The 16,041-nt window shown below is 60.8% G+C and carries 13 protein-coding genes and 1 tRNA gene; 9 read left to right on the forward strand and 5 right to left on the reverse strand.

Annotated features, from left to right (window positions below; translation table 11 throughout):
- The first annotated feature begins 78 nt into the window (after window positions 1-78).
- The 3 genes from ACZ5AC_RS04310 to ACZ5AC_RS04320 are packed head-to-tail and all read left to right on the forward strand — an operon-like array spanning window position 79 to window position 4,791.
- Window positions 79-3,672 carry a PEP/pyruvate-binding domain-containing protein gene (locus ACZ5AC_RS04310; protein ID WP_464249724.1) on the forward strand — a complete coding sequence of 1,198 codons (3,594 nt, stop codon included), beginning with the start codon at window positions 79-81 and terminating at the stop codon, window positions 3,670-3,672.
- A 33-nt stretch (window positions 3,673-3,705) separates the two neighbouring features.
- Window positions 3,706-4,428 (forward strand): M48 family metallopeptidase, encoded by a 723-nt coding sequence (locus tag ACZ5AC_RS04315; RefSeq protein WP_464249725.1) that lies wholly within the window; start codon window positions 3,706-3,708, stop codon window positions 4,426-4,428.
- A 36-nt stretch (window positions 4,429-4,464) separates the two neighbouring features.
- Window positions 4,465-4,791 carry a hypothetical protein gene (locus ACZ5AC_RS04320; RefSeq protein WP_464249726.1) on the forward strand — a complete coding sequence of 109 codons (327 nt, stop codon included), beginning with the start codon at window positions 4,465-4,467 and terminating at the stop codon, window positions 4,789-4,791.
- Between the two features lie 431 nt (window positions 4,792-5,222).
- Here the strand turns inward: ACZ5AC_RS04320 and ACZ5AC_RS04325 are convergent, their stop codons facing one another.
- Both ACZ5AC_RS04325 and ACZ5AC_RS04330 read right to left on the reverse strand, forming a co-directional pair.
- On the reverse strand, window positions 5,223-6,389 hold the full coding sequence (locus ACZ5AC_RS04325; RefSeq protein WP_464249727.1) for a M20 metallopeptidase family protein: 1,167 nt from the start codon (window positions 6,387-6,389) through the stop codon (window positions 5,223-5,225).
- Window positions 6,386-6,823: a GNAT family N-acetyltransferase gene (locus ACZ5AC_RS04330; protein ID WP_464249728.1), complete on the reverse strand. Its 438-nt coding sequence runs from the start codon at window positions 6,821-6,823 to the stop codon at window positions 6,386-6,388. The genes ACZ5AC_RS04325 and ACZ5AC_RS04330 overlap by 4 nt, the downstream gene beginning before the upstream one ends.
- Window positions 6,824-7,022: 199 nt before the next feature.
- Here ACZ5AC_RS04330 and ACZ5AC_RS04335 point away from each other — a divergent pair, with 199 nt between their 5' ends.
- The 5 genes from ACZ5AC_RS04335 (at window position 7,023) to ACZ5AC_RS04355 (ending at window position 10,126) form a co-directional block, all read left to right on the forward strand.
- Window positions 7,023-8,204, forward strand: a complete 1,182-nt coding sequence (locus tag ACZ5AC_RS04335) for a phosphoglycerate kinase (protein ID WP_464249729.1) — start codon at window positions 7,023-7,025, stop codon at window positions 8,202-8,204.
- Complete coding sequence (tpiA, locus tag ACZ5AC_RS04340) at window positions 8,201-8,956, forward strand: triose-phosphate isomerase (protein WP_464249730.1); 756 nt, start codon at window positions 8,201-8,203, stop codon at window positions 8,954-8,956. Before ACZ5AC_RS04335 ends, tpiA begins: the two co-directional genes overlap by 4 nt.
- An 18-nt stretch (window positions 8,957-8,974) precedes the next feature.
- Entirely contained in the window at window positions 8,975-9,319 is a 345-nt protein-coding gene (gene secG / locus ACZ5AC_RS04345; RefSeq protein WP_464249731.1) for a preprotein translocase subunit SecG, read from the forward strand.
- An 88-nt stretch (window positions 9,320-9,407) separates the two neighbouring features.
- Window positions 9,408-9,492 (forward strand) — tRNA-Leu (locus tag ACZ5AC_RS04350).
- A 403-nt stretch (window positions 9,493-9,895) separates the two neighbouring features.
- Window positions 9,896-10,126 (forward strand): DUF6538 domain-containing protein, encoded by a 231-nt coding sequence (locus tag ACZ5AC_RS04355; RefSeq protein ID WP_464250595.1) that lies wholly within the window; start codon window positions 9,896-9,898, stop codon window positions 10,124-10,126.
- A 134-nt stretch (window positions 10,127-10,260) separates the two neighbouring features.
- Here ACZ5AC_RS04355 and xsc read toward each other — a convergent pair whose 3' ends face one another.
- The 3 genes from xsc to ACZ5AC_RS04370 all read right to left on the reverse strand — a co-directional run bounded on the left by xsc (window position 10,261) and on the right by ACZ5AC_RS04370 (window position 14,395).
- Entirely contained in the window at window positions 10,261-12,033 is a 1,773-nt protein-coding gene (gene xsc, locus ACZ5AC_RS04360) for a sulfoacetaldehyde acetyltransferase (protein WP_464249732.1), read from the reverse strand.
- 57 nt (window positions 12,034-12,090) lie between these two features.
- Window positions 12,091-13,854, reverse strand: a complete 1,764-nt coding sequence (locus ACZ5AC_RS04365) for an aldehyde ferredoxin oxidoreductase family protein (protein ID WP_464249733.1) — start codon at window positions 13,852-13,854, stop codon at window positions 12,091-12,093.
- A 232-nt stretch (window positions 13,855-14,086) separates the two neighbouring features.
- Window positions 14,087-14,395 (reverse strand): tripartite tricarboxylate transporter substrate-binding protein, encoded by a 309-nt coding sequence (locus tag ACZ5AC_RS04370; protein ID WP_464249734.1) that lies wholly within the window; start codon window positions 14,393-14,395, stop codon window positions 14,087-14,089.
- A gap of 501 nt (window positions 14,396-14,896) precedes the next feature.
- Here ACZ5AC_RS04370 and ACZ5AC_RS04375 point away from each other — a divergent pair.
- Window positions 14,897-16,027 carry an ADP-ribosylglycohydrolase family protein gene (locus ACZ5AC_RS04375; RefSeq protein ID WP_464249735.1) on the forward strand — a complete coding sequence of 377 codons (1,131 nt, stop codon included), beginning with the start codon at window positions 14,897-14,899 and terminating at the stop codon, window positions 16,025-16,027.
- The last annotated feature ends 14 nt before the right edge of the window (window positions 16,028-16,041 follow it).

Genomic DNA, 16,041 nt, shown 5'->3' on the forward strand with positions numbered 1-16,041 from the left:
GCCGTCTTGTCGGCTGTACCCCATGCCCAGTTTTTTGCGGGCTTGAATGTGATCGAATCGCGCACGAAGGAGGCGAAGATGGCTGAGAGCGAGAAGAAGGGTTCCAAGAAGAAAGCCGATGCGTCGGATAAAGGCACGCCGTCCGCGGAGCAGTTGGAGCTGATTCAGAAGCAGCTCATCCTGACCGGCAAGGACATCGTGACCATTGGCGAGGAGGCGGAGCTTTTGGTCGGCGGCAAGAACTACAACACCGCCATCATCAGCACCATCGAGGGGATCCGCGCCCCGCAGTTCAGGGCCGTTTCCTCCATCGCCTTCCATAAGCTTCTCGACGAGACCAAGGTCAACGCCGCCCTGGTCCGCAGCACCGTGGACAGGGCCTACGACACCACGGACTGGAGCGACGCCGAGATCAACAAGGACTCCGAGTTCCTCCAGAAATTCGTCCGCAAGATCGCCCTCGACGTGAAGGAAGCCGCCAAGAAGCAGGAAGGAACCCTCATCCGTCTGCGCTCCTTCATCAACAACGTCGTCGAGGGCTTCGCCGTCTCCCCTGAGGGCATCGACCAGCTGCGCAAGCGCTCGGTCCTCGTGCAGGTGGCCATTCTTTCCGTCGACCTGCCCAAGGAAGTGGCCGACGCCGTGCGCGGCGCCTACCTCGACATCTGCAAGGAAGCGGGCCTGGAGAACGAGCCCGTGGCCGTGCGCTCCTCGGCCGCCGGCGAGGACAGCCGCAAGAAGGCCTTCGCCGGCCTGCAGGACACCTACCTCAATATCGTGGGCGAGAACTATGTGGTCCAGGCCTATCACTGGGACTGCGCCTCGGCCTACAACCTGCGCTCCATGACCTACCGCCGCGAGGCCATCCTCGACGCCGTGGCCAAGGCCGAGCAGACGGGCGACGACTCCATCGCCATCAAGGCCAAGCAGGAATGGGCCATCGAGAACACGTCCCTTTCCGTCTGCATCATGCGCATGATCAACCCGGTCATCTCGGGCACGGCCTTCTCTGCCGACACCTCCACGGGCTGCCGCGGCACGTCCCGCAAGGATCTCGTGTCCATCGACGCAAGCTACGGCCTTGGCGAAGCCGTGGTCAGCGGCCTGGTCACCCCCGACAAATTCTATGTCTTTCAGCGTGAGGACGGTCAGGAGATCGTCATCCGCTACATGGGCTGCAAGGACAAGCGCATCGTCTACAAGGAATCCGGCCGCGGCACCAAGGTCGAGGCCGTGCCCGAAGACATGGCATTCCGCTGGTCCCTGTCCCTGGCCCAGGCCGAATCCGTGGCCAAGGGTGTGCGCTGCATCAGCAAGGGCTACGGCGGCATGATCATGGACTCGGAGTTCTGCATCGACCAGTGGGACCGCCTGTGGTTCGTGCAGGCCCGCCCCGAGACCCGCTGGAACGAAGAGCTGGATCACCACCCGCACACGATTTTCATGCGCCGCAAGGAAGTGGACCCCGAAGCCGCCAAACATGCCGAAGTGCTCCTTGAGGGCAACGGCGCGTCCCGCGGCGCGGGTCAGGGCCAGGTACGCTACCTGCGCTCGGCCCTGGAACTGAACAAGATCAACAAAGGCAACGTCCTGGCGGCCGAGCGCACGGACCCGGACATGGTGCCGGGCATGCGCATCGCCTCGGCCATCATGGCTGACGCCGGCGGCGACACCAGCCACGCGGCCATCACCTCCCGCGAGCTGGGCATCCCGGCCGTCATCGGCATCAAGCGCCTGGAGAAGCTGCGTACCCTGGACGGCCAGGACGTGACCGTGGACGGCTCGCGCGGCAAGGTCTACCGGGGCCTGCTGCCACTGGTCGATGTGGGCGGCGAGATCGACGTCAGCGAACTGCCGGCCACCAAGACCAAGGTCGGTCTCATCCTGGCCGACGTGGGCCAGTCCCTCTTCCTGTCGCGTCTGCGCGACGTGCCCGATTTCGAGGTGGGCCTGCTGCGCGCCGAGTTCATGCTCGGCAACATCGGCGTCCATCCCCTGGCCCTGGAGGCCTACGACCTGGGCACCCTGGAGAGCGTGGTCACCGAGAAGCTCACGATCCTCGAGAACGACCTGACCAAGATCGTGTCCGAGCAGATGGCCGCCGGCATCATTTCCCTGGACATCAAGCTGCGCAGCTACGTGGGCATCGTCACGGGCCTGGGCCGCAAGATGGAGGAGCTGACCGAGCGCGAGGGCGCCAAGGGCACCGACGAGGTCCTGGCCATCCACCGGCAGTTGCGCGAACTGGACAAGAAGCTCGACGAGCACTTGGAGTTCGCCACCCAGCGTTTCGAGGTCCTGAAGACCTCCCATGACCTGAAGGACCACGTTGCCGTCATCATGGGCTACGCCGACGAACTGGAGACCCTGGGCTCCGACCCGCAGTCCCAGCGCCGCCGCCACGAGATTCAGGACTCCATCGGCCGCGACGTGGCGCGCATCGAGAAGGACCCGGTCATTGTCGCCACCCTGGAGAAGATCTCCGCCATGCGCGAGGACGTGGCCAAGAAGGTCGGCCTACAGCAGGAGATGGACACGGTCCGCACCCTGCCGGAGAAGATCCGCGAGATCCTCAAGGCCCGCGGCTACCGCAGCGGCAAGGAACTGTACATCCAGTCCCTGGCCCAGGGCCTGGCCCTCTTCGCCATGGCCTTCCACGGCAAGACAATCGTCTACCGCACCACGGACTACAAGACCAACGAGTACCGCAACCTTTTGGGCGGCCTGCTGTTCGAGGGGCATGAGGACAACCCCATGCTCGGTTTCCGCGGCGTGTCGCGCAACATCCACGACTGGGAGCTTGAGGCCTTCAAGCTGGCCCGCGGCGCCTTCGGCGGGGCGAACCTGCACCTCATGCTGCCCTTCGTGCGCACCCTCGAAGAGGTCCGCTCCATGAAGCGCTACCTCCAGCAGGTGCACCACATCCAGTCCGGCGACAACGGCCTGAAGATCATCGTCATGTCCGAGATCCCGAGCAACGCCGTGCTGGCCAAGGAATTCATCAAGGAAGTCGACGGGTTCTCCATCGGCTCCAACGACATGACCCAGCTGGTGCTCGGAACCGACCGCGACAACGCGCGTTTGCGCCACATCTACGACGAGGAGGACCCGGCGGTTGTCTGGGCCATCCTGACGACCATCTTCACGGGCCAGAAGTTCGGCAAGAAGGTCGGCTTCTGCGGCCAAGGCGTGTCCAACTCCAAGATCATCCGCGGTCTGGTGTGCATCGCCGGCATCGTTTCCGCCTCGGTCGTGCCGGACACCTACCAGCAGACTAAGTTCGACATCGCCGAGGTCGAGTCCGAGAACATCCCGCTCTCGGGCCTGGGCGCGTGGCTCACGGAACAACACCTGGAGCGCCTGCACATGCTCCTGGCCGAGAACCGCTACGAGCACATCCTCAAGAAGAACACCTCCGGCCCGGACCTCATGGACTGGTACGAAGGCGAGCTGGCCCGCCTGCACGAGCAGCTGCAGTCCAACCTCGGCACCGTCAAGGAGGACTTCTACCGTCAGGAGCTGGCCTCCTTCCGCAGCATCTTCCACAAGCCGGTCATCTACTCCAACTGGGACTGGCAGACTACGGTCAGGGATGCCCTGCATCAGGCCGGGTTCGTCGACTTCGAGGAGCAGGAGAAGGCCCTGGCGGAACAACGGACCAAAACCTGGTAAGCGGAGGGCGGCGAAAGCCGCCCTTTTTCGTCCATGCAGTGGAATTCCATCCCCGTCACCGTGACCCGCAACCCCCGGGCGCGCAAGGTCTGGCTCAAGATGCGCTCCTGCCGGGGGATCGAGGTCGTCCTGCCGTACAGGGTCTCGGCGGCAGAAGTGCCGTCGATTCTCGAACGGCACAAATCCTGGCTCATGGAGCGGCTGGCCGACCTCGAAACCCGGGGCCAGGCGCCTGGGCAGAACCCCTTGCCGGATACGGTCGAACTCGCGTTCCTTGATCGCAAGTTTTGCGTTGCCTACGGCGAAGGCGTCCGGCCCGAACTGCATGTCGCGGATTCGCAGCTGCGCGTGCTGCTTCCCCGGGGCGAAGCCGGTGCCGGGGCGCTGTTGCTGCAGATGTGGCTGGCCGACCTGGGCAAGTGCCATCTCGTCCCGTTTTGCCGGGAGCTTGCGCAACTGCATGGGGTGACCATTTCGGGCGTCCGGGTGCGGAACCAGGCCGGGCGCTGGGGCAGCTGTTCGGCGCGGGGCGGCATCAGCCTCAACGCCAAGCTCCTTTTTCTGCCCCGGCCCCTGGCGCGCAACATCGTGCTCCACGAGCTCTGCCACGTGGCGCACCGCAACCACGGACCGGCCTTCAAGGCCGCGCTGCGGGAACTCGACCCGCAAGCGGATCTGCACGAGGAGTTGATCAGGACCGCCTGGGCCGACCTTCCGGCCTGGACCAAGTGGCGCAAGGCGGACCTAGGCTTATGAAAACCCGGCTATGAACCCTGGAAAAACGGAGGAACGATGCGGAAGATCATGATCGCGCTCCTGCTGGCCGGCCTTTTCGGCTGCACGCAGGAAGCCCAGAACCAGTTGGGGCGCTCCATCCAGAACTGGACCGGGACCAACGGCGTCCTGGAGGTGTTCTCCGGGGACAAGCTCGTCCATCGCTTCATCAAGATCGACAAGCTGTCCACGGCCTACGGCACCTCGGACCGCCAGGCCCGGGGCTACCGCTTCGGCTACGGCGTGGCCGACACGGATTTCGACGGCAAGGTCGGGCCGGGCGAGAAGAAGGTGTACTTCGAGGTCGCGGAGTTCGCGACGTACGTGTTTTACGAGCAGCCCTGACAGAGAGGTTCGGCTGTCCGGTCGAGCTTCCGGCGGTCTTCATTCAGGAGGGAAAAGCGGGGGGCGTGACGGGGCGGCCGCGTACCGGTCGGTCTGCGGCAAGGTCCGTCGAAACTTCCTCGCGGGCCTCGTAATGCTTTCCGGCCTTGATCGTCGTACAGAGGGCGGCGCGTTGTCCGGGCCGCGGCCGGAAAGCAAACGATGCCTGGATCGGTCGGACAGTCGACGGCCCTCGCCGCAGACCGCCCGACACGCTCGGGGTTTGGGCTTTGAGCGGGAGAATGGAAAGGCAGGAAAAGTTTGCAGGCCTCTGGGTGCCCCCTCTTTTGTGGTTGGCCGTCAGTGGATTTCTGCCGCATTTTTCCGGCGTCATTCCCGCGAAGGCGGGAATCCATGATTTTCGACCTGCAGCGACAGGGAAAACGCGCGGCTCACCCCCGATCCAAGGCCAGGGCGGCCAGGGCCGCCATACCCCAGGGCAGACAGTCCTCGTCCAGGCAGAAGCACGAGCTGTGCAGCCCGCCCCGGCCGTCGGCGGCGCAGGGGCCGCAGCCCATGAAGACGAAGCAGCCGGGCACCTTAAGTTGGTAATGAGAGAAATCCTCTCCGGCCATGACCGGATCGATGTTCCCCTCCACCTTTTCCGACATCTCCCCGAGAACCCGTGCGGCTTTCGTCGCGGCGGCAGGGTCGTTGTCGACCACGGGGAAGCCCCGCAGGTAGTCGAAGTCGGCCTGCACGCCCATGCCTGCGGCCACGGCGTCCGTCATGGCGCGCATGGCCCCTTCGATCATGTCGCCCATCGATGATGAGAGCGTGCGTACCGTGCCCTGCAGGAAGGCTGTTTCCGGGATGATGTTGTAGCCCGTGCCGGCGTCGAGGCGCGTCACGCTGAGCACGGCCCGCTCGCCCGGAGGCACCCGGCGCGAGACGATGGTGTTGAACTGGGTCACCAGGTGGCAGGCGGCCAGGACCGGGTCGACGCACTGGTGCGGGGCCGAGGCGTGGCCGCCCTTGCCACGCAGGGTCACGCCGAAGACGTCGGGCCGGGCCATGAGGGGGCCGGGGCGGGTGCCGAACCAGCCCGTGGGTTTGCCGGGCCAGACGTGCAGGCCGTAGACCTCGCGCACGCCGTCCAGGCATCCGGCCTCGACCATGAACCTCGCCCCGCCGGGCTGGTTCTCCTCGTTGGGTTGAAAGAGAAATCGCACGCCTGTCGGCAGCCGGTCCCGCAGGTTCGTAAGCAGGGCGGCCGCGCCCAGGAGCATGGCCGTGTGCGCGTCGTGACCGCAGACGTGGGCCTGCCCCGGAATCTGCGAGGCGAAGTCGAGCCCCGTCTCCTCCTGCACGGGCAGGGCGTCCATGTCGGCCCTCAGGGCGACCATCCCGTCCGAGGCGCCGTCCGGCCCGCGCAGATCGGCCACGATGCCTCCGCCGACGTTCTCCCGTACGTCCAGGCCGAGCCTGTTCAGTTCGCGCAGGACCAGGGCCCTGGTTTGGGGAAGGTCCGCGCCGATCTCGGGATGCCGGTGCAGCTCGCGCCGGATGGCGCGTACGTGGTCAAGGCGCTGCCTGCTCTCGTTCAGAATGGTCTTCATCGCCCGCCTCCCGTCGTCATCCGGGACACGACCCCGATGTCCGTGCGCCAGTTCCACCCGATCCGTTCCCAGAATTTCCGCCCGTCCTCGTTGTCCGTGAAGAGGAAGGCGTGGGCCTTGTCCAGGCCGGCCTCGGCCAGGGCGCCCAGGGCGCTGTCGATCAGCATGCGGCCGATGCCGCGGCGCCTGTAGCCTTCGTGCACGCAGAGGTGGTGCAGGTAGCCGCGCCGGCCGTCGTGGCCAGCCAGGACCGTACCCGCCAGGGCATCGCCGGACCAGGCGCACTGGCTCAGGCCCGGGTTGCGCAGCAGGTAGCCGCGCATGTGCTCGGGCCCGTCGGCGGCGGACAGGCCGATGCCCGGCGTGCCCTGCCACAGGGCGAGGGCGGCGGGGTAGTCGTTCATGGTCATGGGGGCGATGCGCGGTGCGGTCATGCTGCGATCCTTGGGATGACGTTGCGGAAAACCGGGACCATGGCATTGTGCGTGCTTTGCGTTCCGGGATCAAGGGGTGCTGGCCGGATTCCATGCCGATGGGGGCGGGGCATTGTCATTCCCGCGCCATTCCAGTAGATAAGCGGATGTTTGTACACGCCTTAGACAACCAACTCCGCAGCCCATGGAGGCAGATCATATGCGATTTCTGGACGAACTGAACGTCAGCGGCAAACGCGTTCTCATGCGCGTCGATTACAACGTCCCCCTGAAGGGCGAGACCATCACCGACGACAACCGCATCAGGCAGAGCCTGCCGACCCTGCAGATGGCCCTGGACGGCGGCGCATCCCTGGTGATCTGCTCCCATCTTGGCCGGCCCAAGGGCGCCCCGGACGCCCAGTTCTCCCTCAAGCCCGTGGCCGCGCGCCTGGCCGAGCTGCTGGGGCGCGAAGTGAAGATGGCTCCGGACTGCATCGGGCCCGAGGTCAGGGCCATGGCCGACGCCCTGAAGCCGGGCGAGGTCCTGCTCCTCGAAAACCTGCGCTTCCATCCCGGCGAGACCAAGAACGACCCCGACTTCAGCCGCGAGCTGGCCGGCCTCGGCCAGGTCTACGTCAACGACGCCTTTGGCGCGTCCCACCGGGCCCACGCCTCGGTGGTCGGCGTGACTGAGTTCATCGCCGACTGCTGCGGCGGTCTGCTCCTGAAGAAGGAATGGCAGTACCTGGGCGAGGCCCTGAAGGACCCCGAGCGGCCCTTCGTGGCCATCATCGGCGGCGCCAAGGTTTCCTCCAAGCTCGGCATCCTGAAGGCCCTCATGAACCAGGTGGATTCCATGATCGTCGGCGGCGCCATGGCCAACACCTTCCGCAAGGCCCAGGGCTTCGAGGTCGGCACCTCCCTGGTCGAGGACGACCTGCTCGAGGAGGCCATGGCCATCATGGTCGAAGCCCGCGAGAAGGGCGTCAAGTTCTACCTGCCCGTGGACTTCATCCTCGGCACCGACCCCAAGGGCGGCATCGCCTCGGGCGTGAAGACCTACCAGGACATCCCCCAGGATGAGATGATCCTCGACACGGGTCCGGCCTCCCACACCCTGTTCGCCGAGGTCATCAAGGACGCGAAGACCGTCATCTGGAACGGCCCCATGGGCGCCTTCGAGAACCCGGCCTTTGCACAGGGCTCCATCAACCTCTGCCGCGTGGTGGCCGCCATCCCGGCCATGACCATCCTCGGCGGCGGCGACACCAACGTCATCGTGGAACAGACCAGGCTGACCGAGAAGTTCTCCTTCATCTCGACCGGCGGCGGCTCGTTCCTGGAATTCCTCGAAGGCAAGGAGCTGCCGGCCTTCACCGCCCTGGAGAAGAAGTCATGAAGAAGCTCATGGCCGCCAACTGGAAGATGTACAAGACCGTGGCCGACGGCGAGGCCACGGCCGCGGAACTGGTCAAGCTGCTGGACGGGCGTCTGCCCGCGGACCGGGAGGTCCTGGTCTGCCCGTCCTTCACCATGCTTTCGGCCGTGGCCCCCATCCTTTCCAAGACCCCTGGCTGCAGCGCCGGAGCCCAGAACTTCTACCCTGCCGGGCAGGGAGCCTTCACGGGCGAGATCGCCCCGGAGCAGCTGCTGGACCTGGGCTGTGTCTACGCCCTGGCCGGCCACTCCGAGCGCAGGCACGTCCTGGGAGAGGGTGACGAACTTGTCGGGCGGAAGGTGACCTTCGGCCTGGGAGCGGGCCTGCGGATGATCCTGTGCATCGGTGAGACCATCGAGGAGCGCAGGGCAGGGCAGGTCGAGGCGGTACTCGCGCGGCAGTTGGAGAAGGGCCTGGATGGCGTGCTCGGCACGGCCACGGCCGATAACCTGGCAGTGGCCTATGAGCCGGTCTGGGCCATCGGCACGGGCGAAGTCGCCGGACCGGCCGAGATTCTGGCCGCCCATGCCTTTGTGCGCGAAAAACTCATGGCTCTGCTGCCCACCCAGGGAGCAGCCGTGCGCATCCTCTACGGCGGTTCCGTCAAGCCCGACAACGCCGGAACCATCATCCGCCTTGACAATGTGGACGGTGTGCTGGTAGGCGGCGCAAGTCTCAAAGCCGACAGCTTCAGCCAGATCGTTCTGGCTTAAATATTTAGGAGGAATCCCTTGAACGCCCTGATAATCACCATTCACGTCATTGCCTGTGTCACCCTTGTTGTCCTCGTCCTGCTGCAGTCCGGCAAAGAGGGCATGGGAGTCATCTTCGGCGGTGGCGGCGGGTCCCTGTTCGGGGCCACGGGCGCTGGAGGCCTGCTCGGCAAACTGACCGCCGGCGCGGCGACCGTGTTCTTCCTGACCTCCATGGTTTTCACGTACGTCAGCACCCAGCAGCACGTGGCTCCCAAGGAGTCCATCGTCATCGACATGCCCGTGACACAGACCCCGGCCACCCAGGAAGCCGCCCCCGCGGCCCCGGCCGAGCAGCCTGCCGCTCCGGAGCAGAAACAGTAAAAAAAGTACTGGACAAACCGTAGAGGCATGGCTAAAGACTGCTTCTCCGGTTTGCGGGATGAAGTTTCGCAAATCTGATAGGTTAGATGTCGAAGTGGTGGAATTGGTAGACACGCTATCTTGAGGGGGTAGTGGGGTATCCCGTGGGGGTTCGAGTCCCCCCTTCGACACCAAAGGCTAAGATAAGCCGCTGAAGTATAACAACTTTGGCGGCTTTTTCTTTTGGTGCGCCCGGCAGGGCGCACCCACTTGGAGGTGAAAGTCCTCTGCGCACCCGACAGGGGGAAGCGTTAGCCGGACGGCAAGGGTGTCCACCGCGAGGTGGAATCTGAAGGAAGCCGCAGGCAAAACCCTGGCTCGACGAACAGAAACCGCATATGAGGCGGCCGCGCTGGATAAGAAGGCCATTATCTTCAAAGTCCGATACCTGTACGGAAGGCGCGGACGTAGATGCGGCGGGCATAAGGGGGAAGGTGGGTGTGCTTTACCCGGGGAGATCTGGGCGTTTGCCATGTGCTACCGGCGTCGAGAGGCGCGGGGATGAGCGCCTCGAAGGCGGTAGGCATGAAAACGGGCATGGTTTCAGGCGGGGCGATTGATAGTCGTAATGGTCATGGCGGTAGAACTCGGAAGCGGGGAAGGTCGTACTTTGGATATATCGTTGAACGGGGAAGTTCATTGCACTTCAGAATCAGTGTTCCTAAACAGTTACGGCAAGTCATGGGAAAAGCGGAGATTCGATTGTCACTAGGCGCGATAGTGACCTGCCGGGAAACTTCGGACCACTCAATTCTTGAGGGTTTCTAATTTTTTGCGAAATAACTCGATATCTTTTCAAATCTGGGGATAATATAAGAAAAAACCCCCGCCGAAACAATGGCGAGGGTCGTTGATGCAGCACGGCCACGCGACGATATGCGTGGCCGTGCTGTTTTGAGGGCTTACTTCTGGGGCTTCATGTCCTTCTTGTCGATACCGGCGACTTTGACGGGCTTCTTCATTGCATCGCGGCGGAAGGGTTCGCCGAGTTCCTGGTTGAGGATGACTTCGATGAAGGTGGTCTTCTTGTTTTCCATCTGGTCTTTGATGGCCGTGGCCAGAGCTTCGCTCAGCGCCTCAGGGGTAGTGACCTGGACGCCCTTCATGCCGCAGGCCTCGGCAATCTTGGCGTAGCTGACTCCCTTGTCCTGCTCGGTGCCGACGAAGTTGTCATCGAACCAGAGCGTGGAGTTGCGCTTTTCGGCGCCCCACTGGAAGTTCCGGAATACGATCTGGGTGATGGCCGGCCACCAATCGCGACCGCAGGTGGTCATTTCGTTCATCGAGATGCCGTAGGCGCCGTCACCGGCGAAGCCGATAACCGGGGTGTCCGGGCAGGCGATCTTGGCCCCGAGAATGGCCGGGAAGCCGTAGCCGCAGGGGCCGAACAGGCCGGGGGCCAGGTATTTACGCCCTTCCTCGAAGGTCGGGTAGGCGTTGCCGATGGCGCAGTTGTTGCCGATGTCGGAAGAGATGATGGCGTTCTTGGGCAGCACCTTCATGATCGCACGCCACGCCATTCTGACGGACATGAGATGCGGGTCCTTCAGCCTTGCGCGTTCGTTCCAGGTGGTGCCCGGATCGTCCGCCTCGTGGTCCATCTTGGCCAGCTCGGCCGCCCACTGTTCCTTGGACTTCTTGATCAGCGCTTCGCGTTCCTTGCGGCCGGCGTCTCCAGCGTTCGGGGCCAGGGCGGCCAGGATGCGCTGGGCCACGGTCGCTGCGTCACCCTGGATGCCAACGGCGACAGGCTTGGTCAGGCCGATGCGGTCGGCGTTGATGTCGACCTGGATGATCTTGGCGTTCTTGGGCCAGTAGTCGATGCCGTAGCCGGGCAGGGTGGAGAAGGGATTGAGTCGGTTGCCCAGTGCCAGAACCACATCGGCCTTGGAGATCAGTTCCATGGCCGCCTTGGAGCCGTTGTAGCCCAGGGGGCCGACGGACAGCGGGTGCGAGCCGGGGAAGGCGTCGTTGTGCTGGTATCCGCAGCAGACCGGGGCGCTCAGGCGTTCGGCCAGGGCCTTCGAAGCCTCGATAGCGTTGCCGATGACCACGCCGGCGCCGTTGACGATGACCGGGAATTTTGCGCCGGACAGCAGCTTGGCCGCTTCGGCGATGGCATCATCGCCGCCGGCGGGGCGCTCAAAGCGGACGATCTGGGGCAGCTCGATATCCACGACCTGGGTGAACATGTCGCGGGGAATATTGATCTGGGCAGGCGCGCTGCCGCGGAAGGCCTTTAGGATCACTCTATTGAGGACTTCGGCCACGCGGGAGGGGTCGCGGACTTCTTCCTGATAGCAGACCATGTCCTGGAACAGGGCCATTTGCGGGATTTCCTGGAATCCGCCTTGGCCGATGGTCTTGTTGGCAGCCTGAGGGGTGATCAGCAGCAGCGGGGTGTGGTTCCAGTAGGCGGTCTTCACCGGGGTCACGAAGTTGGTGATGCCGGGGCCGTTTTGTGCGACGATCATGCACATTTTGCCGGAGGCGCGGGTGAAGCCGTCAGCCATCATGCCGGCGTTGCACTCATGGGCGACGTCCCAGAAGGTGATGCCGGCCTTGGGAAACAGATCCGAGATCGGCATGAAAGCGGAGCCGATGATGCCGAATGCGTGTTCGATGCCGTGCATCTGAAGGACTTTGACGAATGCCTCTTCCGTAGTCATTTTCATGATATTCTCCTTATTGTTCTGAAGTTAAAGTAAATTTCTATAATAATTGTTTTTCCGCTAATCTGGGTTGCCATTTTTACCATGCCAGTTTCTGGCGTGGTAATATTCGGAAACCATTGTTTTCACTTCTTCCGAAGTTATGGCGTTTCCTGTCTCAGGCAAAGAATGAGTAGTCAGCGCCACTGGCAAATGGTCATCCATCGGTTGTAAACCTTCCCGTATATTGAACCTGCGTACGTTATCTTTTACTTCCGAAGCCAAGGCGATCATATCCTCTTCCTTCAGTTCCAGACCAGTTAGAGCCTTCGTGATGGTTGCCAGTTCATTCCATTGGTACATATCACGGTAGAAACGGCAAAGGATAAGCATATCAAAATAGGTCAGTCGGTCTTCCCATATTTTGAACACTGCTGCTTTTCCTTTGGTGGCTTTAGGATCAACCATGCCCGACAGTTCAGGTTTGTAAAATGTCGCCCGAAGATGGCAGGCGCCTCTGTCCGAAGTGGCATAGGCTAGGGCCATGCCTTTGAGTACTCTGGGATCGTAGCCAGCTGGTTCGAGGCCCTTAACATGGACGGCCATGTCTTCCATGTCCCAAGCTTGCGCCGCATGACGGATGCCTTGAGCCAGTAATGCGCCGATTCCGCGCACAGCGGCTATATCACGAAGCAGTTCAGCCACGCCTTCTACATCTCCGTAATCAAGTTTCAGGTCGATGCGGCCTTGTCGCGAGGCCTCTATAGTCAGTGCGGCTAGGTTTCCTGCGCTGATAGTGTCCATGCCCAGTCGATCACAGAGGTCGTTCAGGTAGATGATGTCTTCAATATCACGAATTTCGCAAAGCCCGCCGAAAGCGTAAATTGTCTCGTACTCGGGGCCTTCTACGGTCAAACCAGCATGGGGGCCGACTTTGACTGTGGACAGCCTGCCGCAAGCCATGAGGCATTTCGCACAGGCCTTGGGTTTGACATCGCATCGAGTATGCAATGCTGAGCTATTGATGGCGTCTCTATGTTCCACACGGCCTTTCTGCCAACAGCGCGACGGAAAAGCGCCGACTTCGTTGAGAAGATCAACCAACCCTGTGGTGCCGACTTTTTTGTATCCTTGTACGCCCTTGTCTTCCTTGGAACGGACAGTGATGGACTTGGTGAAATCTCTGAGTAATTCTGGAAAGGCAATTTTTCTGCGTGCCTGACCGCGGAAAGCCAATGCCTTGACCTGTTTTGAGCCAAGGACGGCTCCAGTGCCAGTGCGTCCTGCGCTTCGCCAATAGTCGTTTTCGATGACCGAGAAGCGTACCATGTTCTCTGCAGCCGGGCCTATGACCACGGGGCCACATTTTTCTCCGTATAAGTCCGCAATTCTGGCCCTCACGGCATCTTCAGTTGCATAAGTCTCCAGTCCCCACATATCATGAGCGGGATGAATGTGCACGTCCGTATCGCTGATATCAATCCAGACCGGTACTTTGGCTCTTCCCTTGATAATGACAATATCATAACCTGCTGCATCAATGAATTCGGGAGCGTGTCCGCCACTGTAAGATTCAGCATAGAGGTTGGTTTGTGGCGATTTTGTGAAGACGCCATATCGTGATGAGCCCCATACAGAGCAGCCAGTGATGGGGCCTGTTGTGAAGATGACAATGTTATCTGGCCCAAGTGGATCAGTCTCTGCTGGGATTTCCTTCAGCATGAAGTGAGTGGCCAGTCCTTTTCCTCCCAGAGTATGGCTTAGCAGTTCATCGGAAATGATGAAGACTTCATATGTTTCTGTGGTCAAATCGATGCGTAATCCACGGTTATAAAATCCGTTCATGGCCTGTCCTTGTTAAAATATCTTGTTTATAAATTAAAAATTTTATAGAATATAGAACTTTATAAAAAATATTTTACTTAATAATCTTAATTTTTTTATAAAAATAACTAATGTTAAAACGTTGTATTTAAATAGAGATTCATGCCGACATCTTAAAAAAATGGAAAATAATGCTCTGCAAGATCGTTTAAACATCAAATGTTTAGGCGATCTTGCAGAGAAAAGTTAATAATTATTTTTGAACTAAATTTCTCAAAACTTCCCCGTACATGTCGAATTCTTTGTCAAAGAACGTTTTAAATTGTTCTGGCCCCATCCAAGCTGCGCTAGTGCTTATTTTGTCAAGCTCTGCAGCAAATTCAGGACTCTCGACAATTTCTTTTACGACCGAAGCGAGCTTATCCATGGCTTCTTGCGGTAAGCCTTTTGGAGCGATCAATCCCTGCCAGTGAGAAATGTCGCTATCAAAGCCCATTTCTTTAGTTGTGGGAAAGTTTAAATTGCTTGAACGTTTTTCCGCAAACTGTGACCTGCCCGGCACTTTTCAGACCAGTCGAAATTTGAGATTAATTTACCTTCAATCATGATGGAGCAGATGAAAACCGGACGATTTTCCGAAGAGCAAATGGTCGGCGTCCCGCGCGGACCTGAACGCAGGCCGGTGGTTTAGGCAGTTATTCAATTATACTAGATAGATTTATTTTTCAGCAATTGTTCACGATGCGGCCCGGATTCTGACGGCAGTTATCGATTCGTCCTGGCGTGGGGCTTCTTCGGTAGTCGACGTTAGTCCTTTAACGGTATGGAGATTTTTTGGGGCCGGTTTCGATTGTTGTACCAGCGGTTTCATTACCTTCGCCAGTCGTCCTGGCTGGCTTTATCCGTGGCGTTTCTGGCCGAAAGCTGGGCTGCTGTCCAGCGACGCCCGGCCATGCTGACAACGGATGCGGTCCGGTAGGAAAAGGTCATGCCCAGAACGGTCAGTATTTCCTGATCTAGCCGCTTTTCCTCTTGCGCAGAAAGGGGAAGAAGGAGGGCCCCCATGGAACCAATGCCACCAAGTCACGGCCTTGTGCCATCCATATCCCTGCAGCGAGCATCGGCGGCCCTCGCCTCACTCTTTGTCGGTGACTCCCTGGCGATGCCGGTGCACTGGTACTATAACACCGCCGATATCGAGCGTGCCTTTCCCGGTGGTATCAAAAAGTTTGAAGCTGCGCCGGAATTCCACCCGTCATCGATCATGTCGCTTCATTCCACCCGGCGTGGAGGCCGGTCGGGGCGGGGGCAGGGCCTGCCGGACTCTCCTGAGATTATCGGCGAAGTTATCCTCAAAGGTCGGCAGCATCTGTGGGGCCAGGCCAACCGACACTATCACCATGGGATGCAGGCGGGTGACAACACTCTCAATGCCCACTGTGCACGTGTGCTGATGCGTTCCACCATCGCGAACGACGGCCGCTACAGTCGCGACCATTTTCTGCAGTCCTACATCGAGTTCATGACCGCCGATCCGCCCGCGCACCGGGACACCTACGCCGAATCATACCACCGTGGCTTCTTTGCCAACCTTGTCGCCGGAAAGTCCCCGCATCAGTGCGGCGCCCGTACTCATGACACCCCATCCATGGGCGGGTTGGTCAGCATCGGCCCTTTGGCCATCAATGCTCTGCTGCACGGGACTGCATTGGTCGCAGTGCAGGCGAACTGCCGTGATCATCTCTGCCTGACCCATCCCGATGAGGCATTGGCCCGTATCTGTGACGGGTACGTCGCTCTCATTGCCGGCCTGCTTCTGCGCAAGGAAGATGAACCGCCGGACAGGCATCTGCTGGTGGCAGCCCAGACAACCATGGGTATCGATCTTGCGCGCTTGGTGGAACGTACTCGGTCGGACCGGGAAATCGTCGGCGGGAGGTATTCCACCGCATGTTATATCAGCGACTCCTGGCCCAGCCTACTTTACCTGGCGTACAAATACCGGAGTGACCTCAAGGCCGCCCTGTTGGCCAACACCAATCTCGGTGGCGAAAACGCTCATCGCGGCGCGGTACTTGGAGGCATTGTCAGCCTGGCATGCGGTAGTACTGTTGAGGACTGGTTTGAACAACTCGTGGACCATCAGGCTATTCAATCGGAAATTGCGGCGTTGCTTTCCCTCATTGCTGCATGACAAAGCTTTGAATG

The sequence above is a fragment of the Desulfomicrobium aestuarii genome (assembly GCF_055385525.1).